The organism is Corynebacterium sp. CNJ-954 (assembly GCF_001942345.1).
GTDB lineage: Bacteria > Actinomycetota > Actinomycetes > Mycobacteriales > Mycobacteriaceae > Corynebacterium.
Map to the genome: position 1 here is coordinate 1 of NZ_MKKI01000045.1, position 22,877 is coordinate 22,877.

Below are 22,877 nucleotides of genomic sequence, written 5' to 3' on the forward strand. Positions count from 1 at the left end.
CTACATGCGCCACTCGCAGGAGCATCTGACTGAGGGCGTGGAGCGTGTGGGGAGACCGTCTGCGGGGGGATTGCGCCTACCGAGTAGGGGGCGGGGTGGTCGCGCGGACGGGGTTGGGGGGGGTTGACTCTGTGGGGGAAGTGTGGGCGGTGTGTCATGCCAGGTCCGGGAGGTGGGTTTGGGCTGAGTCTACCGTGTTCTCGCCTAGTTTTGGGGGATTCCAGGGCTGATCTGGGCTGTTTGTGTAAACAATAGATGAAAAGTTGGTCACGTTTTGGTCACTAACTGAATGGCGTTAACCCGAATAGTCGTAACGTCACGCTCTCTACCAGCGGTTATCCAAAAGTCATGGTCACATTTGCGCTTAAAAGTAGCTCAAGATTCAAGATAGCGTGTGGTATACTCTACGAAGTGGGAAAAAACTCCGGGTTCAATCACAAGCCAACGCAGGCGAACTAACCCGTCGCAGTACGCCCCATCACCCGCCAGACTCCGCTGCCCCGGACACAAAGGGTGCAACGAAGCGCGCCCAAAATAGGCGACTAGCGGACCCAAACAACACTCCCGGGCTGACCGCCCGTCCTCTTCCCATGCCCGGAAGAGTCGGCAGGTCAAGCCCGTAAAAAAGCAGCTCTAACGAAAGGAGACGGATGAATGATTGCCCCCTCTAGAAGCTACATGTCGGTCGCGGAAGCAGCAACCTACGTGGGCTGTCACCCTCAAACGATACGCCGCTGGCTCAAAGCAGGACGAATCCAGCGCTACCAGGTCGGTGGCCTTATCCGGGTTGACCAGAACGACCTAGATCAGCGTATGGCCGGCGACTAGCCAACCAGAATCCCCCAGAGTCCTACAGAAAAGAGCGCCAATGACCACTTGCATTATCGATAGGAACGCACTGCTCGGCGGTATCACACCGGTACAGCCTGAACCACGAATCGCACTCACTAAGAAGGAGGCGGCCGCCGCTCTCGGCGTGAGTGTAGACACTTTCGATCGCCACATTGACGCTGGTGTATTTACGCCGCGCAAGCCAGGTGGCCGGGGAAACCTTGTCCTATTCCGCGTAGACGAACTAACCGATGCGCTTATCGCGCTCCCGACTGCAGGGACTATCGCCAGAGGGCAAGTACCGGCGTGAGCCAGGAGAACACACGTCTTCCACGGTGACAGCGGCCATGGTGACGCGCCGGGAGGTTCGCCAACCCCTTAGACGGCTTCTCAGCGCGTTTATTGTTTGGCTCCCGGTGCGAAACTAGCGGCGAAAAAGACATATTCAGAACATATTAGTGAAGGAGCACGGAATGCATGTTTATGAAGACTATCCGCTGACACTGGTGTGTCGTGATCGACAAACAGGCCTTGACTGGATGAATGACGTTGTCCGTTACCACCGCGCCGGGGCACGATTGTCGGACGGGGCGGTACGGGTAGCGTCCGCGCTGGAATACCTTGTTCAGAAAGCAGGCGGCACATTCGTAGTTGACTGGACTGAGGTTGAATCTACGGCCGGCGTGACCGGTGGACCGTCTGCGGTTGCGTCTGCGTTCCGCTCATTGGCAGAGGTTGGTCTGATGCGTGGTTTCAGTGCCGAGAAGACGGAGGTAGCGGCATGAAGGGTAGGCCATTTATCCAGCGGTACCGAACGAAGGACGGCACGCTGCTGTGGGAGGTTGGTACGTCCGACTGGAATCGGAGGATGCTGCTCAACGATGAGCAGTTGAGGGAACTGTCCGCTATCGCCGGAAAGGCTATCGAGAATGACGAATCAGACTGAGTACTACGCCAACGGCAACCGTAAGCGCGACTTCACCATGCACGACAGGTCATTGCACCTGACTATCGCCAGGAATGAGGACGCGCCGAACTGGTTGCGTGTCGCTCACTACTGCTATGCCATGATGGACAGTAACGGCAGGTATGACCCGAGGCCGGGGGAGCTGGTGGAGCTGCTGGGGATGCGTGACAGTCGCAACGTGTCGCATTACGTGTCGAAGGCGGTGAAGTGCGGCCTGCTTGAAGAGGGGTCGCGGGGGTCGAGGTTGGTGGCTCCTGGTGGAGTGGAGTACCGGCCGAAGAAGTGGGATGGGAGCTAGTTTCATTCTCTGGGTACTTATTATACTAAGTAGGGATACTTACTATACTAAGTCAAGTACTTACTATACTAAGTAGCGCAACGCTGTGACCTGCGGTTTCTACACGCCCTTCTAAAGGAATCTAAGTAGGGACGGGCACGTCCCAACTCGGCGTAGCCGCTCTCTTTCTTTTCATCGCTGGGGAACAAGGACAGCAGGGGGGAACCATCGGGGCATCGGGCGTGGATCACGTCGGGGAACATTCATCGCCGTCATTTGACCGCTTCGCAGTTGGCGGCGGTTGCCCAGGACTGGTTGGCCTACTTCGAAGCCGACGCGAAACAGAAGCAGAGCGAAAACGGACGACTCCGAGCATCTATAAACAATGGGAAAGCCGCACAGAACGAGGCAACAGCGTCTCATTCTGGCGAACGTGCCCCGCAGTCTCGTGACATTGCCGCCGCAATGTTCCACGTCAGTGGCCGCTCAGTCGGGACCGCCAAGGCAGTCAAGAAGGCTGACCCCGAACTGTTCGACAAAGTCAAAGCCGGCGAACTACCCGTCAGTGGCCCCTCAGCGGCTCTCACTGACCCCTCTCGCGCCCTCAAGCCTGGATTCCTACCCCTCCGAAATGGAATCTCAACCTCTCAAATCAACGATCAGACGATCAAAACTGAAAGGCTACTACATGCGAATACTCAAAGATCCTTTTCCAGCCGTCGATCCCCGTCCAGACGTGAGGGTGGTGAATCCAATTACCGAGTTCTGGCCTGCGCCCATCACGTTCGATGACGAAACGGCACCTACCCGGAATGACCACCACGCCCCGGTCACGAACTGGCACATCCGAAAGAAGCCAATTGACCCAGTGCTAGACCCCTGGAATGCCGCGATTGAAGCCTTCATCGACTACCTGACGGGTACCGAGAAAGCACCGTCAGTGGCGCTATCTCATCATTCCGACGACATGCCCGAGTACGGTGCCCACGGCTACGACTCAACGATTACGACCTTCGAGGAGTGGGACCTGGACGGCGACCCGATCGAACCGGCACTACCCGAACCGCACGGCTGGACGATCCAGACTGAGGATGCACCGCTCGAGGTGGCGGCATGAGCGAGTCCAACATCATGCACGAAGCAACAGCCCGCATCTACCACCAGTGGAATGCTGGCCTACCAATCAACGCCGGACAACTCATCCGAGCGTGGTTTGAGGCACCGCAACCGGAATCGGACATTCCTCCGGCCTGGTGGGTCGCCCGACTGAGGGAGACGAACCCCGACACTAATGCTGTGAATCTAGTTCACCTGTACCGTGCGGCAACCACGACCGAGATAGATAACGGCTTCATGGGGGTGCAGTGGACGACAGCGCGGGGCCACGCTGAGGCCGAAGCGCGGAAGTGCTTGCGGTGTGACTTTGTTCGCTACATGGCGTGAAATCTTGAGTACTGTGTGGCGCCTCGGAGTGCCTCCTCGTGAGACACGGCTCCGGTATGACGGTCAGCATTTACGATGGAGCGTGCGTCGGGCAGGATCATATGGTCGGTGTCGAGCTGCTCGTCCGCGGGGCGTCGTCTGTCGCCTCGAGGCGCTGCCAGGCCGTGCTGCGCCAGGCGTATTCGCACTAGACACGCCAATCCGGCGACCTGGTCCTATGGCACCGTCACGGCTACTGACGGCGCGAGGATGCCTGCTCGTCCTCACGGACGGAGCAGGGATGCGGCTACATAATCGCAGCGACTGTCAACATCACGGTGGCCAGCAGGGGGAGCGCTCCCTGTTTGAGGGCCGCGCCACGCTTGTCTGGTGACGTCAACCAGAGCACCGCGGCGGCGCATGACATGCTCGCGGTGCCGGCCAGGACCAGTGCCAGTCCGGCTCCGTCGGAGGCACCTGCCGTGAGAAGGACCACGCCGAAGATGACCTCGATGGCCAGGAACAGGTTGTAAAAGCCCTGGTTGAAAGCCATCTCTCTGGTGCTGTCCGCCTCTTCCTCCGTGAAACCGAAGACGGCCCGGGCGCGCTCGGACGTCCACACCATAGATTCGAGGTAGAAGATGAACACGTGAAGTAGTGCGGCTGCGACTGCCAGGATCGAACCTGTGATGAGCATTGCGTGTCGGCCTCTGTTTCTTTGTCTGTGGTCTGGTTTTGGTGTGGACCGGTCAGAACCGGAGAAGCACTTTGCCGGTACGCCCGGAGGACTTGCTGGCGAGCATCGCCTCGCGGAAGTCGGAGACATCGAAGACGCCGGCGACCGGAAGGGTGACACTACCGTCCGAGATCCGTGAGATCAGTTCGGCGAAGAGCCCGGACTTCTTCTCAGGCTCCATCTCTTGGCTGACCTTGCTGCCCCAGAATCCCCGGACGGTGATGTCCTTGAAGATCACCGGGCCGGAGGGGACCGTCATCGTCGGACCGCCCATCGCACCGAAGCACACCAGGGTGGCGCCTTCGCCGAGCACCGAGACGAGATCTGCGGTCGACTTGCCGCCGACCGAGTCCAGACCGGTCGAGACGGGTGCGCCACCGGTGAGGTCGAGGAGCGTGTCACGCCAGGCCGGGTCCTCGGTCGACAGCACCTCGGTGATGCCCTCTGACGCCAGTTGGGCGATAGCCTCGTCGCGTCGGACCAGGCCGATGACGTGGATGCCACGTGCCTTGGCGAGCTGGGCAAGAATTCTGCCGACGGCTCCGTTGGCGGAGTTCTGGATCAGCCAGTCACCCTCGTTCAGGTCCAGGAAGTCCAGCAGACTAATGGCGCTGAAAGGCATCGATACCAGCTGCGATGCACTGTCGTCGGTCAACTGGTCGGGAACCGGGATCGCTCCTGCAGCATCGATCAGCGCGTACTCTGACCAGGTTCCGAAGGAGGTTCCGCTGACGACCCGCTGCCCGGCTACGAGGCCGGAGACGCCGGGGCCGAGAGCATCAACGGTGCCGAGGACCTCCGTGCCGGCGTGTGCGGGGAGATCGGGCACGAAGCCGTAAGTTCCCCGGATCGTCCAGATATCGTGGTTGTGGATGGGTGACAGGGTCACCCGGATCCTGACCTGCCCCTCCGAGGGCTCGGGTATGTTTTCCTCGGTGAGGTGCAGGACATCCTCGGGTTCTCCGAAGCTGTCGTGGATGAGGCTACGCATTGGTGTCTCCTTCGTGTGTGGTTGGGGGATACTGGTCCGGTAGGTGGCCGCGGGAGTGGTTAGTCGTCGACGACGGAGACTGTCACCTGAATGTTCCCGCGGGTGGCGTTGGAGTAGGGGCAGACCTGGTGAGCGGCATCGGCGAGGGCCTGAGCCTCCTCGGTCGGCATGTCGGGAATCGTGACTTCGAGGTGCACGCTGAGCTCGAATCCGCCGTTGCCGTTGGAACCGATGCCGACCCGGGTGCCACCGTGCTGTCGGCCACGGAGACCTTCTTCGTTCGGGCAACCGTCTGGAGAGCGGAATGGAAACAGGCCGCGTAACCGGCAGCGAAGAGCAGCTCGGGGTTGGCGCCGTCGCCGCTGCCTCCCATTTCGGTGGGGATGGCGAGATTCAGGTCCAGGCGTCCGTCGGGTGTTGCGACGTGTCCGTTGCGGCCGGCGCCTGTGGCTAGTGCCTCTGCGGTGTAGAGCGGGTTCATGTCAGTCCTTTCGGGTAGGGGTGTGTGATGTGGGGGCGGGGCCTTGATGGCCGATTTGCCGCAGGCTCCGGATGAGCCCGCTGGCGGTGGCGTCATCGGGGACTCCCATCGCGGCTGCGACGTCCCGGGGGATCCGGGACAGTGGTTCCCGCAGTTGCTCACCGGCTTCTGTGAGCCTGATGTTGACCACCCGCTCGTCTTCCGGGGTGCGGTGCCGGCTGACGTAGCCGGCCTGCTCCAGGCGCTTCACCAGGGGGGAGAGGGTGCCGGAGTCCAGTTCCATCTCCTCACCGAGTTTGCGGACGGTCTGCGATCCCTCGTTCCAGAGGACGTAGAGCACCAGGTACTGGGGGTACGTCAGGTTCCAGGGGTCGAGAAACTCCCGGTAGGTGCGTATGGTCTTGCGGCTTGCGGAATAGAGGGCGAAGCACAGCATGCGGTCGGTGGCTCCCATGACGAAAACTATTGCACACATTTCAATTGTGCGCAACCTTTATTGCGGCAGCAGGCCCCTCACGGTGCCATCCTCAACTTTGCAACAGCACCCTGGATCGTCACTCCTGAGCGCGGTGGGGTTGATGGTTTTTAGGTGTGTGGTGTGAGGGTCGTCTGTCCGGGGTGATCCCATGAGGCGGAGCGCTTGTCGGTGCGGGTGGGCAGCATAAGCATGATGAGCACCGCAAGGCCGCCGAGAACCGGGATGAGACTGATGAAGAACCATGGTCCTGCGAACCCGGCGTCGTGCAGTCTTCGCCACAGCAGTGACAACGTCGGAACCACGAACATTAGGAAGAAGACCAGACTCAGCCTGTTGGCGATCTCCGAAGAGATAAACAGTGTTGCCAGGATGCTGAGAACTGAGCTGGTGAGGAAGGTGAACAGGAAAAACCACCAGTATTCACCACGGGATGCGTAGCCTTTGAAGTCGATGGTTTTGTGGAGTGCTCGTAGTATCGATTGACCGAAGCTGATTCCGTAGTAGGGGTCGGCCAGGTTGTCCTGGTCATTATCGGGCGGTGTGTGGTTGCGCAGGCCGTACGGCGATGGATATGGATTGTGCAGTTCTGACATGGATAATCGTTACCTTCGCTGTGACGGTGCCGAAGAGCTATCGGGCTGGATTCTCGCGCAGTGCATTCAGTACGATCTTTCCCTCGTGCTCGGCATTGGTTGCCACCACCGCCCAGACAACACCCCGGTCAGCGTCGTGGTAAAGGTACTCGGTCACGTAAGCGTCGTGTCCGCTGTCGGTGGTGTAGGTCGCTGACATGCTGGCAGTCGTGTCAGTGTTATCCCCGGCGCCTGCGGTCACGGAGCTTTCGCGGTAGAGCGGGCTGGTCGCCTCCAGGTGCAGGGCGTCGGTCAGCGCAGAAGGCAGTGTCGAGGGTGATTTTGTTGAACAGTAATGGCCGTAGGCGATCACGGTGGGTGAGAAGCCTGCGGGCCGTGGTGGATTGGGCAGGGTGACCATCACATTGTCCGCGGACGTAGCCGATCCCCACTGAGGTGCCAGGGCGCCAGCGATGTGTTTCAACTGTTCTTGATCCCAGGGGACAGTTGTGGTCAGTAGTCCTTTGTCGAGCAAATGCTGCACAGCGGAGAACACGGCTGCGGAGGTGATGTGGGTCATGGGTGGTCCTTCCTCGTGATGGATCTAAAGAGGGTCTTCTCGGCGTTCCAGATGTATCTCGGAGACGGCGGAAGTGCGCGAAGACCCATACGAGAACGCATGGCAATATGAATTAATGATGCTCCAATGCAAAATAGGAGCATCTCCTTGGTGGATCCCTCTAAAAAAAGTGTTGCAGGGACGGGGATAAAAAGGCAAACCGTAGAGGTGAAAAATATTGCCTCGGAAACTTCTTTTGGATGCTGAACTGACTCTATGAACTCTCCGAAAATTGGCACGAGAATGCCAGATATGAGGAATACTGCTAGCGATGTCAGAAACCATAACTCCATGGCGGTCATAAAGAAGTGCACACCACCTTCAAGTTACTTGAATAGGTTCTGGATTGCTTGGCCGACTGGCTTAAGGGCTCGTTTCCCGACTTCTCCGCCAATCACTCCGCCAATAGCACCACCGAGGGGGATCGTCACTGGGGCAAGCGGGCCGCCCAGCGCTCCAATAGCCCCGCCGACATAGGCGCCACCAGCTCCGCCGCCGACTGCCCCCAGTCCGCCGCCGAAAGCTCCACCAGCGTGATCTGGGTTATCAATCGCATCGGAGATTGCTTGAGCTCCCGTGACGGCGTTTCCTGCGAAGCCCAGTGCTCTGGCCGGGACTTTCGCGCCGACACCTCGGCCGGCTCTTTCCGCTGCCGTATCTTGCCTGTGAACTCCGACGGGTTTCCCGTTTCGACCGTTTTCGTTGTTGGCACGGTCAGCGGCACTGGCCGCTCCTGCAGCACCACCAAGAGCAACGTCGCCGGCACCCGGCCCTGCCACAACAGCACCGGGGTCGCCACCCCCCGGGTCAGCAGACGCCGGGTCTGTCGCTGGTGGTGTGTTGTTGATGGTGTCGGGTACCCAGTCGAAGGTGCGGGGTACAAACGGTCCCTGCTGCGGATTGTCGGTGGTGCCCAAACCGATCTGCTCACCAGTCTGCGGGTTCACACGCACGGTCTGTTGTCCATCCCCGGGGTTCACGTCAGCAGAGTTCTGTCCCGGATGGTTCACCACACTCGGAGGGTCTGCAGGATTGATCGGCTCGGCACCTTGCACGGCTTGTCCCGCGATCGGCGGATCCGCCGGAGTAGTGTTCGGGTCGGCGGCTACCCTAGGCGGATTCGACGGGATGGTACCTAGGGCTCCCAACGCCTCCGGGGAGCCTTCCGGGGCAACACTATGGGGTTTGCCAGGCTTGGTGACCTCGGTGCGCTGACCGTTTTGCATCATCACCTGGGTGGTTTGATCGGTTTCCGCATCGTAGTGGATACTCTCGACGAAATTACCTCCACCATCCCCACCATCTTCTGGGGCTGGGATGTAGCGGGTGATGTTGCCGTCGGCGTCTTCCGTCTGGGCAGAGCCGTCCTCAAACCTGGTGACCTGTGAATCCTCGTCCATCCTGAGTGGATCGATGTCATAGGCACCGTTTTCATCCTTGGTGAGATGGTCGCCGTACTCCGAGGGTGCGTCTGTCAACGGTGGCTGGTTGGCGGTACCGCCGCTGCGGCCGTCTGGGTCAGGATCCTTGGGCTGTGAGGCGCCCGCGCCAGCAGTGCCTGCGTTTCGGCCCGTATCACCATCGCTAGCACCCGATGTGCTGTCTGAGTCCCCAGCGGCGTCAGCTGGGTTCTGGTTACCGTTGGCAACGCGGGAGAAATCGTTGTTGTCTTGCCGCTGCTCTTCAGGGTCAGGTTGCGGTGAGTTCTGGTTACTGTCAGCAGGAGGCGTGTTGGCCTCAATGACGGCGTCCTGGGCCCTGGCTGCCGGACTATCCGACAGATCTTCGGTGTCCTTGCCGCTAGCATCACCGCTGGTGTCAGCGTCGGCGGGGTTCTGGTTGCTGTTGGCAGCGCGGGAGAAATCGTTGTTGTCTTGCCGCTGCTCTTCGGCCTTTTGCTCTGCCGCAGCGTACACGTCTTTCGTCGACCCCTCATACATGGGATCCAGGGGATCACGCTCGCCACCGGAGTCACTATCGGAGTCGGTGTTGGCGTCTTGTGTGTCGGGGTCGGCGAGGATCGGTAGGGCCGTGGTGTGCTGCGGGTCTATGACCTGCACCAACTCCCCGGTCTCATTGTCGACCTCGTAGTAGGTCTCCACGGGCCGGCCGAGTGCATCATAGGCCCACGGGGCCTTGACGTGCTTCACCACGATGCCGTCTGCGTCGAGGACATCGACACTACCGTCAGCGTTTTTCACCATCTGTCCGCCCTCGGGCACATCCATGTCAAAGCGGTGCTCACGCGGGGAGTCCGGGCCCTCCAGCAGGATGAGGGACTGCTCACGACCACCACCCCAGTCAATATCAGCGCGGTGGGTACCATCACGCCGGCGCCCCCGCGCTGAGCCTGCGCCACGTTGGGCCAACAGTGCCCCGACACCACCGGCAACAGCACCACTGGCACCCAACGGGCCGGCCAGGCCCGCTGGAACTGGGGTGCCACCATCATCACCGTCGCCGGTGGCCCCGCCAGCGCCACCGGCACCAGCGGCCTCGGACGGCTCAGAAGACTCAGCAGGCTCAGAAGACTCCGTGGGGCGCGGGGTGCTAGGGGTGCTGGATGTGGTGGCGTCTTGCTCGGTGAGGTTCACCCCGGCCAGGCCCTCGACCCGGCGAACACCGGGGCTACCGGCGCTGTCATCATTATTCGTGGTGTCGGTGCTGGTAGCGCTGGTGGTGAGGATCTCACCGGTGGCGACACCATCATCATCGATGACCGCTGGGCCGGCATCGGTATCGATGACCCGCACACGTCGGGGGTTACCGTCGTCATCGGTGATGGTGTCTTGCCTGGGTGTGGCCCAGGGGGTGACGGTGGGAACATTCGACCGGGCGGTGTCAGTCGCCCGTGGCGCACCACCACCGGCACCGTCCGTTGCAGCCGTGGTGTCACCGGGGGTGTTCATCCGCTCAGCCAACCCGGTGCGTGGGGAACCCAGGGGGCCCAGATCCATGTCCTGCTGGTACTGACTGGGCCCACGATCGAAGCCTTCATACTGGTGGTCACGCCCCGGGGAACCGTCCCCACCATTGTTGTCCCCACCGTTTCCACCGCCGGGTAGGGGCGGGGGTGTGGGGCCGTCCTGACACACATAGGGTGGCCACGCACCGGGACCGGGTTCTTCACCCGGGTGGGCGGCCCGCCATGCGGTGTCCATGGCCTGATTGTAGGCGGCGGTGTCGCGTTGGCAGCGTTGTTCGGGAGTCTCCTGCGCGGAGGCGACACCAACCACACCACCACCGGTGCTGCCTGTGCCGGTCGTGCCGGTTGTGCTGAATGGTCCGGCCCAGATCGGCGCGGTGATCAACACGGCAGCGGCGACACCGGCACCCCACCGCACACCCAGTCGTGCGCCCACACGGGAACCCAGCCGACTGCCCAGTCTTCTGTCCAATCTTCTGCTCGGTCTACTGGCGGTGGTCGTGGGGAGGGTACTATCGCCGCGGTTGGGGACCTGATCGTGACGCGGGGATGTGTGGTGGGTCATGAGTCACGACTCCCGTGATCCCCGGTTGTCCCGCTTGCCGCGGTTGTCTCGGGTGTCGAGGGTGAAGGCGGTGAACCCGGTGACCATCAGTGCCCCGCCGATGATCATGATGATGATGTAGACGAACATCACCGGGATGTAGCCGAAGCGGTCCATGGCGCCGTCGAAGTGCTGGGACCACGCCAACGCGGCGATGATGATGGCCACACCGATGATCAGTTTGACCAGGGGAATCCACACCGGCGATGACTGCTCATCACGACCGGCAGCCGATGACTGTGGCTGCGTCTTGGGGCTGCCGGGTGCGGCGGTGACCGGATAGGCCTGGGAAGCCTGGGTGGGTTGGGGCCGTGCGCACCGGTGGTGTGGGGCGTGTTGTCGGTCGTGGCGTGGGTCATGGTGTGGGACAGCTCCTATTACAACGAGGCGGGCAAACAGTGGCTAGGAAAACACCGCCATCGGCGGGATCGGCAACGGTCAGGGCACCGGAAGGTTCCACTGGTTCAACACGAGCCCGGTGTAGGTGTTGCCGTCGGGAGCGGCGACACTGCCGATGAACCACACCCCGGGGTATGACCCTGCACCGGGGGTGTACTCACCGGTGGCTTTACGGCAGTTGCCGTCGGTGGTGCCGGCGACAATCGGTCCGGCCTGGACGTCGTGATCCACGACGCAGTCGACTCTGGTGCCATGTGTTAGGGCGGTACCCGCTGTTGCCGCAGCGCTGGTGGGTGCGGTGATCCCGGCGGTGAGTGCGGCGGTGGCCACTGCTATCGCGGCGGTGCCGGCAAGACGACGTGCACGCTGAGCACGCTGAGCACGCCGGGGGCGACGGGTGTGCGGTGTGCGGTCGGTGATGCGGGGTGAGGGGGTGGTGGTCATGGCAGCTGACATCTCCTTGAAGCGAGCTCTGTGGTGGTCGGTGCGGGACCGACTCGTGGGTGGTTCTGGCGGGGTCAAACCGGGTGGTACCGGTTCGAGTAGCAGTGTGCGGGGCTGGGTGCTCTAGCGGATGCGGGTGGCGGTGCCATAGACACTCACCGCATCGACTGAGGTCGGCGAGGTGGCCGACACGGTGACATAGGAGCGCACACTGACTGGCCCGGCACAGCCGTTGACCTGAAGATGAGCACCGGTGAACCCACCGGAGGCGCGCTTGTACTCGGGGTTGATGGGCATGGACACCAGATCCACATCAGTGACCCCACCAGGGTCCAGGTGGGCCGACACCGTTGGGGAGGCCTCGATCTTGCCGTCGAGACCGACTTCACCGCGTCCGGTGGCATCAGCGCCGGCGGACACCCCGGTGATGTTGGGCAGTTCGACCTGCACGCTGGGCCCGCCTTCGATGCCGGCGGTGGCATTGGGTGCGATACCGGCGGTGCCGGCGAGTTCGACGTCCACCCCGCCGGAGATGTCGACCCCGCAGCCGATCTGGTAGCCGGTGGTGAACATCGCTCCGGTGAGTTCGGGGGCGCCGGCACCGTCGATGACGACGTTGCCGGTGAGGCTGGCGAAGGTCTCCCCGGTGGTGGTTGAGGAGTCCAGGGGCGGGGCGATGTTCAGTGACTCGCCGGTCTTGGAGGCGTGCAGCACCCAGCCATCAGCGGTGGTGCGTGAGACCTGGCGGTCAGGCAGGTCGGTCGGCCCGCCGGTGACCGGTACCGGCCACGGCAGGTCAGGCAGGGTGGGCGCGGCCGCCGCCGGGGTGATCGCTGTCAGGCCGAGGGTGGCGGTTGCAGCGATGCTCAGCGCTGCAGCCGAGACCTTCGAGGCTGTCGAGGGTCGCGAGTTCTGGGAGAGCCGGGAGCTTTTATGTGTGGTTGTCCTCGTGGTCGTCATGGCAGGTAAATGTAGTGTGCGCTCTGCAGGTGTGTTGGGTGAATGATTGTCACAGTTTGGTCTCATCACTGCAGGCCGGGGGTGTTCTACCGTCACGGTCAGGTCACAGCAGAGGTGCACAGATGCTGGATGGTGCGCAGCAGGTGGGCCACAGTTGCCGTGTGTGCGACAGCCTGACAGATAGACCATGTCGACTGGGGTCGACCAGGACGAACTGTTCTGATTGTGATGGTTGACATGTCACAGAGATAGATACCGCTCAGTATGTGGGCAGGTTACTGCCAGTATTCTGAAAGATTGTCAGGGGCTGTCAGCGGCTGCCGGAGTCTTTGTGAGCGCTGCCGAATGTTATCGGGCCGCACGGAGTTGTGTGGCTGCGCAGGGCGCTGCGGTGTGGTGGTGTTGATCGTGCTGCTGGTGTGGGTGATTGCTGTGGTGGCGGTCACGGTCAGGTCACGGCGGGATGAATGCCGGGGGTATGTGTACCCAGGTGGCTCGATAGATGAGTTTGCCCGGGTAACTCCTTTCGGGGGTAGGTACCCCGCAGGGTGTTGAACCCGACGCTTCTTAAGTGCAGTAGTGCCGTCAGGGCCATGTGGAACAACTACGCCGCCGACGGGTATCGCCGGCTGGTCTACACCAACACCATCAGTGTTCTGGAAGCAGACAAGCTAGCTCAGGCACTGGGGGAACAGACAAAAGTAACCTCCGTACTGCTGCAAGCATCAGACAAGACGGCGGAACAGAGGCTGGGGCGTCGCGAACAAGGCGACAGCCTGAGCGAACATGTCGCCAGGAGCATCCGGACTGACCGATTCCTCGACGCACGCTCCCCGAGTTTCGTTCACCGGATCACCACCGACACCCTAGAGTCCGGCGACATTGCCGAGGAGATCATCCAGATCCTTAGATGGTGAACCCTACACATTGTCCTTAGTAGATAAAACATATAAACAGCGTATATTCCGAACTTCAGGTGTGCATGCCTCTTAATCGTAAAGATTTACAAGACACCTACAGCGAACGCACCAAAACCGGGCGCTTGTCGTTTTCAGAAGCTGGATGCACTGAAGCCCACGGCAACAACGACGTTGACCTCCACTCCTGAAGCCCTGTTCATCAGCACTCCTGTGCACTAACGTGGGATCTGCAGAACTCACCTGCACCAGGAGATGCAGCATGGCCCACAACGGCCGCGAAGTTACCGCCACTGAGCAGCTAACGATGTCTGACCAGGGATGGAAACTCGCCGTTCACCGTCATCGGGTGGTATCGGAGCTGGCTTTAAAGCAGCCTGCAAGCCGAGTGTTAGTTGCCGAGGCCTCAGATGAGCTCGGAGTATCACCGGGGTCTGCTGCACGTTTAGGTGACAGTTTGTAGTCACGCCGCGAGGGCGACGTCCTTGGTCATGATGGCCTCGAATTTAATCGGGGTCAAACGTCCCAGACGGGCTTGCCGTCGGCGACGGTGGTAGGTCCTCTCGATCCAGGTGATGATCGCGATCCGCAACTGCTCACGCGTGGCCCATGAACGCCGATCAAGGACGTTCTTTTGCAGGAGAGAGAAGAACGATTCCATGGCGGCATTGTCGCCGCTGGAACCGACCCTGCCCATCGAGCCGACCATGCGGTGACGGGCCAGAGCGCGCAGGAACTTCTTGCTTCGACATTGAGATCCCTGTCCGAATGAACCACGCAGCCGCCCACGTCGCCACGCATCTGGACCGCGTTCTCGAGCGCGTTCTCGAGCGCGTGAACAGCCAAGCGGGACTTCATCCTGGAGTCGATTGAGTAGCCCACGATCCGCCCGGAGAAGGCGTCTTTGATCGCACACGCGTAGAGCTTGCCTTCACTCGTTTTATGTTCCGTGATGTCCACGAGCCAGAGCTCGTTCGCCCGCGTCGCGGCGAACACATGCCGGGTGCGTCCGTGCTCGTCAACGACAGCGCAGCGGTCGTCATGGACGGGCGGGCCGGGCTTCTTCCCGTTCTTGCCGCGTTTCTTCCCGAACACGGACCACCAACCATTCGCTGAGGTGATCCGCCACGCAGTCCGGTCAGCCATCGCCTCACCCGCATCGCGGGCTTTGTCAGCGAGAAAGCGGTGCCCGAACTCCGGATCGTCACGATGCGCGTCGAACAGCGCGTTCGCGCGCTATGCCTCCACCACCTCGCTGGGCGTGATCGGAGCGGAAAGCCACCGGTAGTAGGGCTGGCGGGAGAGCTTGAGAACCCGACACGTCGCCGTCACAGGGATCCCTGCTTCGGCGAGCTCCGTCACGAGCGGGTAGAACCTTTTCCCGGCAGGTTCGCCTGCGACAGATACGCCGCCGCCCGGCGCAGCACCTCGTTCTCCTGCTCGAGGAGCCGGTTCCGTTTCTTCAGCTCTCGGATCTCCGCCGCCTCGGCCCGCGACTGGCCCGGCTTCACACCCTCGTCAACATCGGCACGACGCAACCACTTCGTCAGCGTCATCGGGTGAACCCCGAAGTCTTTCGCGATCTGCTCGATCGTCACTCCAGGCTCCCGGTTCCTTGCGACGCGCACGACGTCATCACGGAACTCGGTCGGATAAGGCTTTGCCACGATGCCATCCTTCCAGGCCAGCCCTCCCAGGCAAGCCAGATCAGATGTCACCTAACCGTGCAGCAGACCCTATAATTCTCTCGTTGAGAAAGTTTCGTACGCCGACCAATCCGACTGTGATGTTTTCGCGGGCGGGCTTTGGTGGAAGTACGCTCGGTCGTGTTCTCGTCGTCGGCCCGCGGTCTACAGGCATTAGTCGCGTTGACGGCCGAGCGGTCACGAGGTGCGGGCAGCAAGGGGATCAGGTTTCATGCCACGCACGGAGAGCGTACGATCTCGTCAGGTACAGCCACGTTACCTGGCGGCTAATGCCAGAAAATAGCTACAGGAGGCTATCTTGTCCCTCACCGTGAAGGCACTCCAGAAGACCAGCGCCGACGACCCGTTCCGTGTTGTAGAGATAGAGCGCCGTGACCCGCGTCCTGATGATGTTGTCATCGACATCGCAGCGGCCGGCATCTGCCACAGCGACATCCACACGATCCGTAACGAGTGGGGTAGCGCCCACTTTCCCCTTACCGTCGGCCACGAGATCGCGGGCACGATATCCGCTGTCGGCTCCAACGTGACGAACTGGAAGATCGGGGACCGGGTCGGCGTCGGCTGCATGGTCAACTCCTGCGGCGAATGCGAACAATGCCGAAACGGCCAAGAACAAGACTGCCTCAAGGGTGCGATCATGACCTACGATTCTGTCGACGTTGACGGAAGCATCACACAGGGTGGTTACTCGCAGAAGATCGTCGTTAACGAGCAGTTCGTCTGCCGTGTCCCTGACAGTATCGACTTCGACGTTGCTGCGCCGCTGCTGTGCGCCGGGATCACCACATATGCGCCCCTGAAGCGATGGGGCGCTGGGCCGGGAAAGAAGGTCGCGATCCTAGGCCTTGGCGGGCTGGGGCACATGGGCGTCCAGATCGCTGTCGCGATGGGTGCGGATGTGACGGTGCTGTCGCGTACCCGTAAGAAGGAACAGCTCGCCGCCGAGCTCGGAGCCTCTGGAACACTCGCGACCGAGGACGAGGGCTTCTTTAGCGACCATGCCGGGGAGTTTGACCTGATCCTCAACACGATCAGTGCCGACATCCCCCTGGACAACTACCTGTCCCTGCTGAAACCCCATGGTGCGTTGGCCGTGGTGGGCATGCCGCCCGCAGCACAGCCCCTGCACTTCGGCTCAGTGGTTGGGGGATCGAAGATCCTCGCTGGGTCGATGATCGGCGGAATCACCGAGACTCAAGAGATGCTGGACTTCTGCGCCGAACACAACATCGGTGCGATCATTGAAAAGGTCGGTGTAAACGAGGTGGACACTACATACGATCGGGTCGTACGAGGCGAGGTTTACTTCCGCGCTGTGATTGATACGAGCGAGTTCGATGGTCAAGAGGCCACCGCGTTGGCGTGACATTGCTGCGGCCCTTGCGCGATTCACGATATAAACGAGATTCGCGGGACATGTACGCCGGTTCAGACTATGGCTTCTGGGGAAGTTATTGAACGAGGCATCCTCGTCCGCCCGCCGCACATCCATCTCCCCGGTGATGCCTGAGACTGCGCTTCGAGAACTGACCGACATTATTCGAGAGCACCGACTCAACCGCTCGATCGTAATCGCCGTGTACGACTTCGATATCGAGGCTAGCTTCAATAAGTATGGCTTGATTGAGGGGAACGACGGGTAGATTAGCGAGGTACCGGACGAATCGGACGCCGAGATTGAATCCGGAACACGCCGGGTGCTCATCGACGGCAGCAACAGGCCCTCAGCGATGGTAAAGCGACAAACCCCCCGCCATGTAAGGCAGGGGGAAGGGTCGAGAGGTTTTGGCTACTGGCCGCTCTCAATATCAGCGTCCCAGTTGCCTTCGTCATCCTGCATCCACGAAATCGTGCCGTTCTCGAACTGCTGAGTCCAGCCCTGCATCGCGTCGCCTGATTCCGGGGCGGTTGGCAGACCGATGTCATTATCGAGGCCACCGTCGTTGGCCCAGGTCTCGCCGATCTTCCCGATCAGCGGGGTCACCTCGCCGCTATCATTCTCAACCGCCCAGCCATTCTCAAACGTAGCCAGGGTCGCACCGTCAGCGCTTTCAACGCTCTTCACAGCGCCCCAAGCACCCTGCTCGCCGCCTGCCTCGTCGTAGGCGGACTGCAGGCCCTCGGTGAGCTCGGTGTTCGCAGTTTCCTCCGATTCTGAGCCTGCACCCTCCGACTCAGTGCTGGAAGCGTCCGCAGATTCAGACGAATCCGAACCGCTCATTGCGTCGGATGCTTCCGCTGCACCGCTTTCAGCGGCTGAACTTGCGCCTGAAACGGCGTCCGAAGCGTCATCTTCACTGCATGCTGCAGCTCCGAGGAGTAGGCCGCCTGCAGCAACGACGGTGATTGTGCGCTTGAGGTTGATTCTCATAGTGGAACTGCCTTCCGTGTCAACGTGCGGGATGTAGTTCACTTCCTGTTGTACATGAGACCTCGGTTTCTTGCATGGTTTTTCTTCGGTGCGAACGAGGGGATGTGGCGAAAGTATCGTTCCTATAAATCTCGGGAATGATTTCCAAAAAGGTTCAGAACCCGTACAGTTTTAACGGCTCTATGACCTCGGTGGCGGCTGAACCGCAGTTGTCGGGTGCCCCCCGGGGTGGGTACGTGGTCGTGGTGGTCGCTGTTTGTGCCGGTGGTGGGGGTGTCTTATGTGTCGAGACGGCGGAGGTTAGGGGCTGTCGTTCGTGATGACGAGGTGCGGGGCATTGGCGGGTGAGGTGGTAGTCCTCCGAGGGTCGTCCTTCGGTGGTCTTCTTGACAGCACCGGCAAGAGGCCTGTTCACGTCATGTCTTCCCCGGTTGTCCGACCCCCTGTGCCGCTTCCGTGAGTGCCGCCGTATGCGGCCTGTACGCCTGTCTGAGAGGTCGAATAGTAGGATGACGTAGTGAAGCCCCAATGCCGATGTGAGCGGCATTGGGGCTTCTTCTGTGCTTGCTGGTCAGTGTTACTCGGTGGTGTTCATGCCTGCTTCTTGTGCCTGGCTGGTGAGGATGTCCAGGGTGTAGGCGAGGTCGTGCGCGTGAGCGGCTGCGTCTGCATACATGTCGGCCTGAGCGCGGTATCCGTCGGGCTGTCCGGTGCGCTCGTGGTGTGCGAGGGTCAGTAGATCGTTGATAGCGTCGGTGGTGCGGAGGGCCAATCGGCTGTTCTCATTCGGGGTATCGATGTTCATGTAGTCGTCGAGGATGATCGGGCCGTAGGTCTCGGTGTAGTCGCTCATAGCTGGTGCCTTTCTGCGGCTGTTCTACTATTCTTTTCCTACAGGATCGTAGGGGAGTAGCATGGTTACTGGTCCTGACCTGCAGATAATGTCATTATGTTGTGGATTCCCCATAGCTCCACAGAGTGCCGTTCATGAACTGCAGAGGCCGGGGATCACACACTCTTTACGAGAGTGTGTGATCCCCGGTTTTTCGTTGTCCCACCGGCGCGGGGCTCGAGAATCGCAGGGTACGTTCCTTTCGTCAGAAGCAGCGCGTCGGGGCCGCGGCGCTTCGTGAAGGCGCCTCCCGACAGCCGTTCAAGACGGGACTGCAACTACCTAAGCGGATGAATGTTGCGAATAGTCGTGCGGGACGAGGGGTCTCATCACATATATCATGCACGTAACGAGTTCCTGACTGCGATGGGACGATACAATCGCCACGTAGGCTTCGATGATATTTGTCTCCGCCCGACCGTAAAGGGGCCCATCATGCTATCCAACCCCAAAATCCTTCAGATGCAGAACGAACACCAGGCGGAGGTTCGTCGGCTCAAGGAGGAATCAGGATCAATCGACCACCCGGACCTCGTTGAGATCCTGAAGTGTGATGACCCGGCTGATCAGGACCAACTCGGTGCTTCTCTCGACGCCCTCGAATCCTCGATACGGAGCGGCGAGTTAGCTGTTAACGAGCGAGAACTTCTGCTCTTTCTCGGCCGGATGCTACTCCAACACCACGGAGGGCAGTGGGGAGTTATAACGCGGACAAAGAGTGACGGAGAGCCGACGCCAATGGCAGGGGTCTTCGCGATGGGCGGCACCTCGTTCGATCCAGTTTCCATGTGGGCAGAGTACCTGCTTAATGATCGCACTGCCCCGCCACTGAGGCTGTTGATGGGGTTCGAGTGACCGCTCGTTCATCGGTTAGAGTCCGGACTGTTCATGGCCAGGCTCCAACTCTTGGGTACGGCGGCGGTGAGGTCTTCGGTATGAAGACTGGAATCACGCGGGAGCCATTGAAGACAAGGGGTTGTAAGGCGTGTTCAAGGCGTCAACTACAGTGGGCGCCAGCAACGTTGCTGAAATTCTGAAAGAACCCGTGATTCCCGGGAACTTTCCAGTCTCGGGGGAGTGCCCGTCCACTCTCTTCGGCGGTGGGGTCGCCACCCATAAGGGTGGCGGACGGGGTCTCTGTGATACCCCCGGCCGTATGGTTAATTCACCGTATGAATTACTGAGCCGTTAGATTCTCCTTAGGCGTGTCACCATCCTGCGCGTAACCACCACAAGGAGGGCCCGTGAACAACCGAAAGCTTGCTACGGCAGCCGTCGTCGCCGCACTAGCCCTCGCCACGGCGGCCTGTGGTGGGGAATCCGAGGCCGAAGACGCACCGAAGGTGCCTGCGGTGACGAGCTGCATTACTCCTGTGCCACCGCATACGACCACGCCCGCGCCCAGTACTGAAAAAAGTGCAGAGCCTGCCCCTCATCAGGAAGATGACTCCTCAGTCGCTGACAAAGCGGCACGTTAGTGGACATTCGGCTGTCGCTATGCGTGTTCAGCGCCGGGGATCATCCGGTGTGTAGAACTCGCGCATGGCTGTGAGGAACCGGATGACGGTGTCGAGCTCATCGGCACTGAAGCTGGCCGCGAGGGTGGCGAACCGCTCGTCGACGTCGCCGTAGAGCGACTGTAGGGGACCGACGGCTTCCGGGATCAGGTTAATGACCGTGCGGCGGCGGTCCATGTTGTCAGGGGCTCGGCGGACGAAACCGGCGCGTTCGAGTCGGTCGACGATCCGAGTGACCGTGCTGGTCGGAATCCCCGTTGCTGCGCTGATCTGCCGTGGAGTGCGAATGTCCTCATTGAGGACCAGCAGGTGCAGGGTCTGCAGGTCGGTCATCTGCAGTCCGTTGTCGCGCGCGATGCGGTCATTGCCCAACGTGGCATCCACGATCTGCCGTTGTAGTGCAATGCGTACCTGTTCTACCAGCGCATTCGTCACAAGCGAACCTCCTTGTTAAAGTATTCCCATATCGGGAATATCTATGATCGGGATTATCTGGCGAGTATATCTGGTGATCCCTCGGACAGGAGGCGAGACACGATGAGAATTCTGGTGCCCGGCGCCACCGGCATGGTTGGCCGTCACGTCGTTGAACAGGCCCTGGAACGGGGTCACGAGGTCACCGCCATTGCACGGCGGCCGGAGTCCTTGGGCGTTGAACACCCCCGCCTTTCGGTTGAGCCGGCGGATATCACCAAAGCCGGATCGGTCGACCCGCTTCTCGAGGACATCGATGCGGTCGTGAGCACGGTCGGTATCGGCACATCGAGGGAACCGACGACCCTCTACTCGGAGGGGACTCGGAACCTTCTGCGTGCGATGAAACATCACGGAGTAACACGCATTGTCCTCATCTCTTCCGAGGTCGCTGACCACTGGGCACACCAGGGCCTGCTGAAACTCTGGGTGGTGCTGCCGCTTCTCCAGAAGTTCCTCGGTGCCACCTACGACGACATGCGCCGCATGGACGTCGTGCTCTGGGAGGGGGATGCGCAATGGACGGCGGTCCGTGCTCCTCGCATCCGTCCCGCGAAGGCCAAGGGAAACTACCGCCTCAATACCGAAGAACCATTGCGACGTGGGTGGTCAATCACCGCGCCAGACATGGCCACCGCGCTGCTCGACATTGCAGAGCGTCAGGATCTCGGTCGCACCCACCTCTACGTCGCGAACTGAGCGGCTTGCAGCCGTACGATATCCCGGTGCTGAGCGCGGAGGAGTTCTTTCGCTATTTTCCCTTGCACGGGAAAAGTTCCGCCTAGTGTGGTGTTCGTCACTTTGGCAACAGGCACCAACACTATCGGAAGGTAATTCATGGAATCTCTGATCAACCTCATCGAGTCGCTCATCGGCTTCGGATCGTCGACCCTGGATCTCGGATCCTCGATTCTTTCCGGAGACGGATCACTCGCCGTCGGTTCCAACGTTCTCGACCTCGGCTCGTCCGGAGCGGAACTCAGCGGCGCAGGCTCCGACGTGATTTCGGGGAGCTGACCGGGGGTAGCTGCAACGTTCCTGTTGCAAGAGGGGAAGGGTTGCCTAAGATAGTGGCCGTACAGCGTCCGCTGGCACCCCTCTCACGTGGAAAGGTCCACCATGGATACTCTCATCGAGCCCCTCATCAACTTCCTGACCTCTGCCTTCAGTCTCGGCTCGTCGGTCGCCACCGGTAACCCGATCGGCATCGGTTCCTCCACCCTGGAGCTCGGCTCCTCGGCGATCGATCTGAGCAGTGCCGGCTCCTCCGTCCTGGAGGGTGCAGGGGTTGGCGACGGTGCCAGCGCGGCCGGAGAAGCTGCGAACTAGCCTGTACTAGGCCTCCACCGGGTGCTTCTCTCCTGCGAGCCGGGAGGTGAACCTGTGGTACCGCAGTGCGGCGAGCCCCACCAGGCCCATGCCGATCACCACCCAGGCGAGCAGTACCCACACGGAGTGTGCGATGCCGGCACCGTCGAAGAACGCCACGGAACGGGTGGCGTTCCCGGCGGCACCGATCGGCAGGAACTGGCCGATCGCGCCCCACGGGGAGGGCAGCCACTGCCATCCCGTGGCGATACCCGACAGCGGGTTGGAGACGAACAGCGTCAGCAGTGCACCGATCCCCAGCCCGGGGAAGCCGATCAACGCCTCGAGTCCGAGCACGAACAATGATGTACCGGCGATGCCGAGTGCGAGCACGCCCGCGGTCTCCCAGTAGTTTCCGTCGAAGGTGCCGAAACCGAACTGCAGGATGGCTCCGACCACGAGACCGGCGAGGATCGAGAACACCACCGATCCGATGATCCGCAGGCCGTAGCGCTTCTTCATCGTCATCGAGAGGACGGCCGCGGACACCATGCCGCCGAACGCCAGCGGCAATGCGAGTGCGCTGAGCCCGCCAGTGGTCGGATCGTCCTGCGTGGTCGGAGCGACGTCCTCGACCTCGGCCTTCATGCCTTCTGCGACGCCGGTGAGGACCTGGGTGTACGGCTGACCGGCGCCGGAGGCGGTGTAGACGGTGGCCCCGTCAGGGGTGACGGTGACGGCACCGACAGCATCGCGGTCAAGAACGGCCTCCTTGGCGTCAGACGGATCGTCGTAGACGGTGACGTCGAAGTTCTCGCTGAGCTGGTTGACCACCGGCTCGGGTGCGGTGACCGCGACGGGAATGTCATCGGGGCCTGAGTTCATCTGGGGTGAGAGGAAGGCAAGCAGCATCAGGGTGACGGCCGCGGTGAGGCCGAGGATGATGCCGCCGAGCTTGAGTGTCGTCTTCACGGGGATCTCC

24 protein-coding genes and 2 pseudogenes are annotated in these 22,877 nt (G+C 61.1%); 11 read left to right on the forward strand and 15 right to left on the reverse strand.

Features of this window, described 5'->3' with window-relative positions; genetic code table 11:
* Positions 1-678: 678 nt before the first annotated feature.
* From BJF89_RS20080 to BJF89_RS16280, 5 genes are all read left to right on the forward strand, one after another.
* Positions 679-828 carry a helix-turn-helix domain-containing protein gene (locus BJF89_RS20080; RefSeq protein WP_369803768.1) on the forward strand — a complete coding sequence of 50 codons (150 nt, stop codon included), beginning with the start codon at positions 679-681 and terminating at the stop codon, positions 826-828.
* A 784-nt stretch (positions 829-1,612) separates the two neighbouring features.
* Positions 1,613-1,777 (forward strand): hypothetical protein, encoded by a 165-nt coding sequence (locus tag BJF89_RS18940; protein ID WP_158026090.1) that lies wholly within the window; start codon positions 1,613-1,615, stop codon positions 1,775-1,777.
* Positions 1,761-2,096, forward strand: a complete 336-nt coding sequence (locus BJF89_RS16270; RefSeq protein ID WP_075816133.1) for a hypothetical protein — start codon at positions 1,761-1,763, stop codon at positions 2,094-2,096. Before BJF89_RS18940 ends, BJF89_RS16270 begins: the two co-directional genes overlap by 17 nt.
* Positions 2,097-2,706: 610 nt before the next feature.
* The gene (locus BJF89_RS18715; protein ID WP_139312131.1) at positions 2,707-3,192 is read left to right on the forward strand and encodes a hypothetical protein; all 486 of its coding nucleotides are present in this window, start codon (positions 2,707-2,709) and stop codon (positions 3,190-3,192) included.
* Positions 3,189-3,518, forward strand: coding sequence for a hypothetical protein (locus BJF89_RS16280; RefSeq protein ID WP_075816135.1), 330 nt, complete (start codon positions 3,189-3,191; stop codon positions 3,516-3,518). Before BJF89_RS18715 ends, BJF89_RS16280 begins: the two co-directional genes overlap by 4 nt.
* Positions 3,519-3,804: 286 nt before the next feature.
* On the opposite strand, the gene BJF89_RS16285 is transcribed toward BJF89_RS16280, so the two are convergent.
* The 10 genes and pseudogenes from BJF89_RS16285 to BJF89_RS16330 all read right to left on the reverse strand — a co-directional run bounded on the left by BJF89_RS16285 (position 3,805) and on the right by BJF89_RS16330 (position 12,707).
* Entirely contained in the window at positions 3,805-4,194 is a 390-nt protein-coding gene (locus BJF89_RS16285) for a DUF1304 domain-containing protein (RefSeq protein ID WP_075816136.1), read from the reverse strand.
* A 52-nt stretch (positions 4,195-4,246) separates the two neighbouring features.
* The gene (locus BJF89_RS16290) at positions 4,247-5,224 is read right to left on the reverse strand and encodes a zinc-binding dehydrogenase (RefSeq protein ID WP_075816137.1); all 978 of its coding nucleotides are present in this window, start codon (positions 5,222-5,224) and stop codon (positions 4,247-4,249) included.
* A 59-nt stretch (positions 5,225-5,283) separates the two neighbouring features.
* A pseudogene (locus BJF89_RS16295) lies at positions 5,284-5,705 on the reverse strand (organic hydroperoxide resistance protein).
* 1 nt (position 5,706) lies between these two features.
* Entirely contained in the window at positions 5,707-6,159 is a 453-nt protein-coding gene (locus BJF89_RS16300; protein ID WP_075816138.1) for a MarR family winged helix-turn-helix transcriptional regulator, read from the reverse strand.
* Positions 6,160-6,290: 131 nt separating this feature from the next.
* On the reverse strand, positions 6,291-6,776 hold the full coding sequence (locus BJF89_RS16305) for a DUF805 domain-containing protein (RefSeq protein ID WP_075816139.1): 486 nt from the start codon (positions 6,774-6,776) through the stop codon (positions 6,291-6,293).
* Positions 6,777-6,813: 37 nt separating this feature from the next.
* Entirely contained in the window at positions 6,814-7,335 is a 522-nt protein-coding gene (locus tag BJF89_RS16310; protein WP_075816140.1) for a hypothetical protein, read from the reverse strand.
* Between the two features lie 365 nt (positions 7,336-7,700).
* Positions 7,701-10,736, reverse strand: a complete 3,036-nt coding sequence (locus BJF89_RS18945) for a hypothetical protein (RefSeq protein ID WP_158026091.1) — start codon at positions 10,734-10,736, stop codon at positions 7,701-7,703.
* A gap of 132 nt (positions 10,737-10,868) precedes the next feature.
* A complete protein-coding gene (locus BJF89_RS16320; RefSeq protein WP_075816142.1) occupies positions 10,869-11,105 on the reverse strand; it encodes a hypothetical protein in 237 nt (78 codons plus the stop codon).
* 237 nt (positions 11,106-11,342) lie between these two features.
* Positions 11,343-11,747: a hypothetical protein gene (locus BJF89_RS16325; RefSeq protein ID WP_075816143.1), complete on the reverse strand. Its 405-nt coding sequence runs from the start codon at positions 11,745-11,747 to the stop codon at positions 11,343-11,345.
* A gap of 123 nt (positions 11,748-11,870) precedes the next feature.
* Positions 11,871-12,707, reverse strand: coding sequence for an MspA family porin (locus BJF89_RS16330; RefSeq protein ID WP_083650961.1), 837 nt, complete (start codon positions 12,705-12,707; stop codon positions 11,871-11,873).
* Between the two features lie 593 nt (positions 12,708-13,300).
* On the opposite strand from BJF89_RS16330, the gene BJF89_RS16335 reads away from it, so the two are divergent.
* A complete protein-coding gene (locus BJF89_RS16335; RefSeq protein WP_187344732.1) occupies positions 13,301-13,624 on the forward strand; it encodes a hypothetical protein in 324 nt (107 codons plus the stop codon).
* 463 nt (positions 13,625-14,087) lie between these two features.
* On the opposite strand, the pseudogene BJF89_RS16340 reads toward BJF89_RS16335, so the two are convergent.
* Positions 14,088-15,291, reverse strand: a pseudogene (locus BJF89_RS16340) (IS3 family transposase).
* A 337-nt stretch (positions 15,292-15,628) separates the two neighbouring features.
* Between BJF89_RS16340 and BJF89_RS16350 the strand changes: the two are divergent.
* On the forward strand, positions 15,629-16,699 hold the full coding sequence (locus tag BJF89_RS16350; RefSeq protein WP_075816145.1) for an NAD(P)-dependent alcohol dehydrogenase: 1,071 nt from the start codon (positions 15,629-15,631) through the stop codon (positions 16,697-16,699).
* A 423-nt stretch (positions 16,700-17,122) separates the two neighbouring features.
* Here BJF89_RS16350 and BJF89_RS16355 read toward each other — a convergent pair whose 3' ends face one another.
* Together BJF89_RS16355 and BJF89_RS16360 are read right to left on the reverse strand one after the other, a co-directional pair.
* Positions 17,123-17,704 (reverse strand): LGFP repeat-containing protein, encoded by a 582-nt coding sequence (locus tag BJF89_RS16355; protein ID WP_075816146.1) that lies wholly within the window; start codon positions 17,702-17,704, stop codon positions 17,123-17,125.
* A gap of 577 nt (positions 17,705-18,281) precedes the next feature.
* Entirely contained in the window at positions 18,282-18,557 is a 276-nt protein-coding gene (locus BJF89_RS16360; RefSeq protein ID WP_075816147.1) for a hypothetical protein, read from the reverse strand.
* 501 nt (positions 18,558-19,058) lie between these two features.
* Here BJF89_RS16360 and BJF89_RS16365 point away from each other — a divergent pair.
* Positions 19,059-19,451: a hypothetical protein gene (locus tag BJF89_RS16365; RefSeq protein ID WP_139312134.1), complete on the forward strand. Its 393-nt coding sequence runs from the start codon at positions 19,059-19,061 to the stop codon at positions 19,449-19,451.
* 650 nt (positions 19,452-20,101) lie between these two features.
* On the opposite strand, the gene BJF89_RS16370 is transcribed toward BJF89_RS16365, so the two are convergent.
* Positions 20,102-20,548: a MarR family winged helix-turn-helix transcriptional regulator gene (locus tag BJF89_RS16370; RefSeq protein WP_075816149.1), complete on the reverse strand. Its 447-nt coding sequence runs from the start codon at positions 20,546-20,548 to the stop codon at positions 20,102-20,104.
* Positions 20,549-20,650: 102 nt separating this feature from the next.
* Here BJF89_RS16370 and BJF89_RS16375 point away from each other — a divergent pair, with 102 nt between their 5' ends.
* The 3 genes from BJF89_RS16375 (at position 20,651) to BJF89_RS16385 (ending at position 21,916) form a co-directional block, all read left to right on the forward strand.
* On the forward strand, positions 20,651-21,286 hold the full coding sequence (locus BJF89_RS16375; RefSeq protein ID WP_075816150.1) for an NAD(P)-dependent oxidoreductase: 636 nt from the start codon (positions 20,651-20,653) through the stop codon (positions 21,284-21,286).
* A 138-nt stretch (positions 21,287-21,424) separates the two neighbouring features.
* Positions 21,425-21,604, forward strand: a complete 180-nt coding sequence (locus BJF89_RS16380; RefSeq protein ID WP_075816151.1) for a hypothetical protein — start codon at positions 21,425-21,427, stop codon at positions 21,602-21,604.
* A 102-nt stretch (positions 21,605-21,706) separates the two neighbouring features.
* A complete protein-coding gene (locus tag BJF89_RS16385; protein WP_075816152.1) occupies positions 21,707-21,916 on the forward strand; it encodes a hypothetical protein in 210 nt (69 codons plus the stop codon).
* Between the two features lie 6 nt (positions 21,917-21,922).
* Here BJF89_RS16385 and BJF89_RS16390 read toward each other — a convergent pair whose 3' ends face one another.
* Positions 21,923-22,867 (reverse strand): ABC transporter permease, encoded by a 945-nt coding sequence (locus BJF89_RS16390; RefSeq protein ID WP_075816285.1) that lies wholly within the window; start codon positions 22,865-22,867, stop codon positions 21,923-21,925.
* Positions 22,868-22,877 lie beyond the last annotated feature (10 nt).

What these genes read in the sequence shown, in the direction of transcription:
- BJF89_RS16380 (WP_075816151.1), top strand. Translation starts at nt 21,425, where the DNA reads ATGGAATCTCTGATCAACCTCATCGAGTCGCTCATCGGCTTCGGATCG.
- BJF89_RS16325 (WP_075816143.1), bottom strand. Translation starts at nt 11,747, where the DNA reads ATGACCACCACCCCCTCACCCCGCATCACCGACCGCACACCGCACACC.
- BJF89_RS16360 (WP_075816147.1), bottom strand. Translation starts at nt 18,557, where the DNA reads ATGAGCGACTACACCGAGACCTACGGCCCGATCATCCTCGACGACTAC.
- BJF89_RS16385 (WP_075816152.1), top strand. Translation starts at nt 21,707, where the DNA reads ATGGATACTCTCATCGAGCCCCTCATCAACTTCCTGACCTCTGCCTTC.
- BJF89_RS18715 (WP_139312131.1), top strand. Translation starts at nt 2,707, where the DNA reads ATGGAATCTCAACCTCTCAAATCAACGATCAGACGATCAAAACTGAAA.
- BJF89_RS16375 (WP_075816150.1), top strand. Translation starts at nt 20,651, where the DNA reads ATGAGAATTCTGGTGCCCGGCGCCACCGGCATGGTTGGCCGTCACGTC.
- BJF89_RS20080 (WP_369803768.1), top strand. Translation starts at nt 679, where the DNA reads ATGTCGGTCGCGGAAGCAGCAACCTACGTGGGCTGTCACCCTCAAACG.
- BJF89_RS16335 (WP_187344732.1), top strand. Translation starts at nt 13,301, where the DNA reads ATGTGGAACAACTACGCCGCCGACGGGTATCGCCGGCTGGTCTACACC.
- BJF89_RS16365 (WP_139312134.1), top strand. Translation starts at nt 19,059, where the DNA reads ATGCAGAACGAACACCAGGCGGAGGTTCGTCGGCTCAAGGAGGAATCA.
- BJF89_RS18940 (WP_158026090.1), top strand. Translation starts at nt 1,613, where the DNA reads ATGAAGGGTAGGCCATTTATCCAGCGGTACCGAACGAAGGACGGCACG.
- BJF89_RS16270 (WP_075816133.1), top strand. Translation starts at nt 1,761, where the DNA reads ATGACGAATCAGACTGAGTACTACGCCAACGGCAACCGTAAGCGCGAC.
- BJF89_RS16280 (WP_075816135.1), top strand. Translation starts at nt 3,189, where the DNA reads ATGAGCGAGTCCAACATCATGCACGAAGCAACAGCCCGCATCTACCAC.
- BJF89_RS16305 (WP_075816139.1), bottom strand. Translation starts at nt 6,776, where the DNA reads ATGTCAGAACTGCACAATCCATATCCATCGCCGTACGGCCTGCGCAAC.
- BJF89_RS16330 (WP_083650961.1), bottom strand. Translation starts at nt 12,707, where the DNA reads ATGACGACCACGAGGACAACCACACATAAAAGCTCCCGGCTCTCCCAG.
- BJF89_RS16355 (WP_075816146.1), bottom strand. Translation starts at nt 17,704, where the DNA reads ATGAGAATCAACCTCAAGCGCACAATCACCGTCGTTGCTGCAGGCGGC.
- BJF89_RS16290 (WP_075816137.1), bottom strand. Translation starts at nt 5,224, where the DNA reads ATGCGTAGCCTCATCCACGACAGCTTCGGAGAACCCGAGGATGTCCTG.
- BJF89_RS16300 (WP_075816138.1), bottom strand. Translation starts at nt 6,159, where the DNA reads ATGGGAGCCACCGACCGCATGCTGTGCTTCGCCCTCTATTCCGCAAGC.
- BJF89_RS16310 (WP_075816140.1), bottom strand. Translation starts at nt 7,335, where the DNA reads ATGACCCACATCACCTCCGCAGCCGTGTTCTCCGCTGTGCAGCATTTG.
- BJF89_RS16285 (WP_075816136.1), bottom strand. Translation starts at nt 4,194, where the DNA reads ATGCTCATCACAGGTTCGATCCTGGCAGTCGCAGCCGCACTACTTCAC.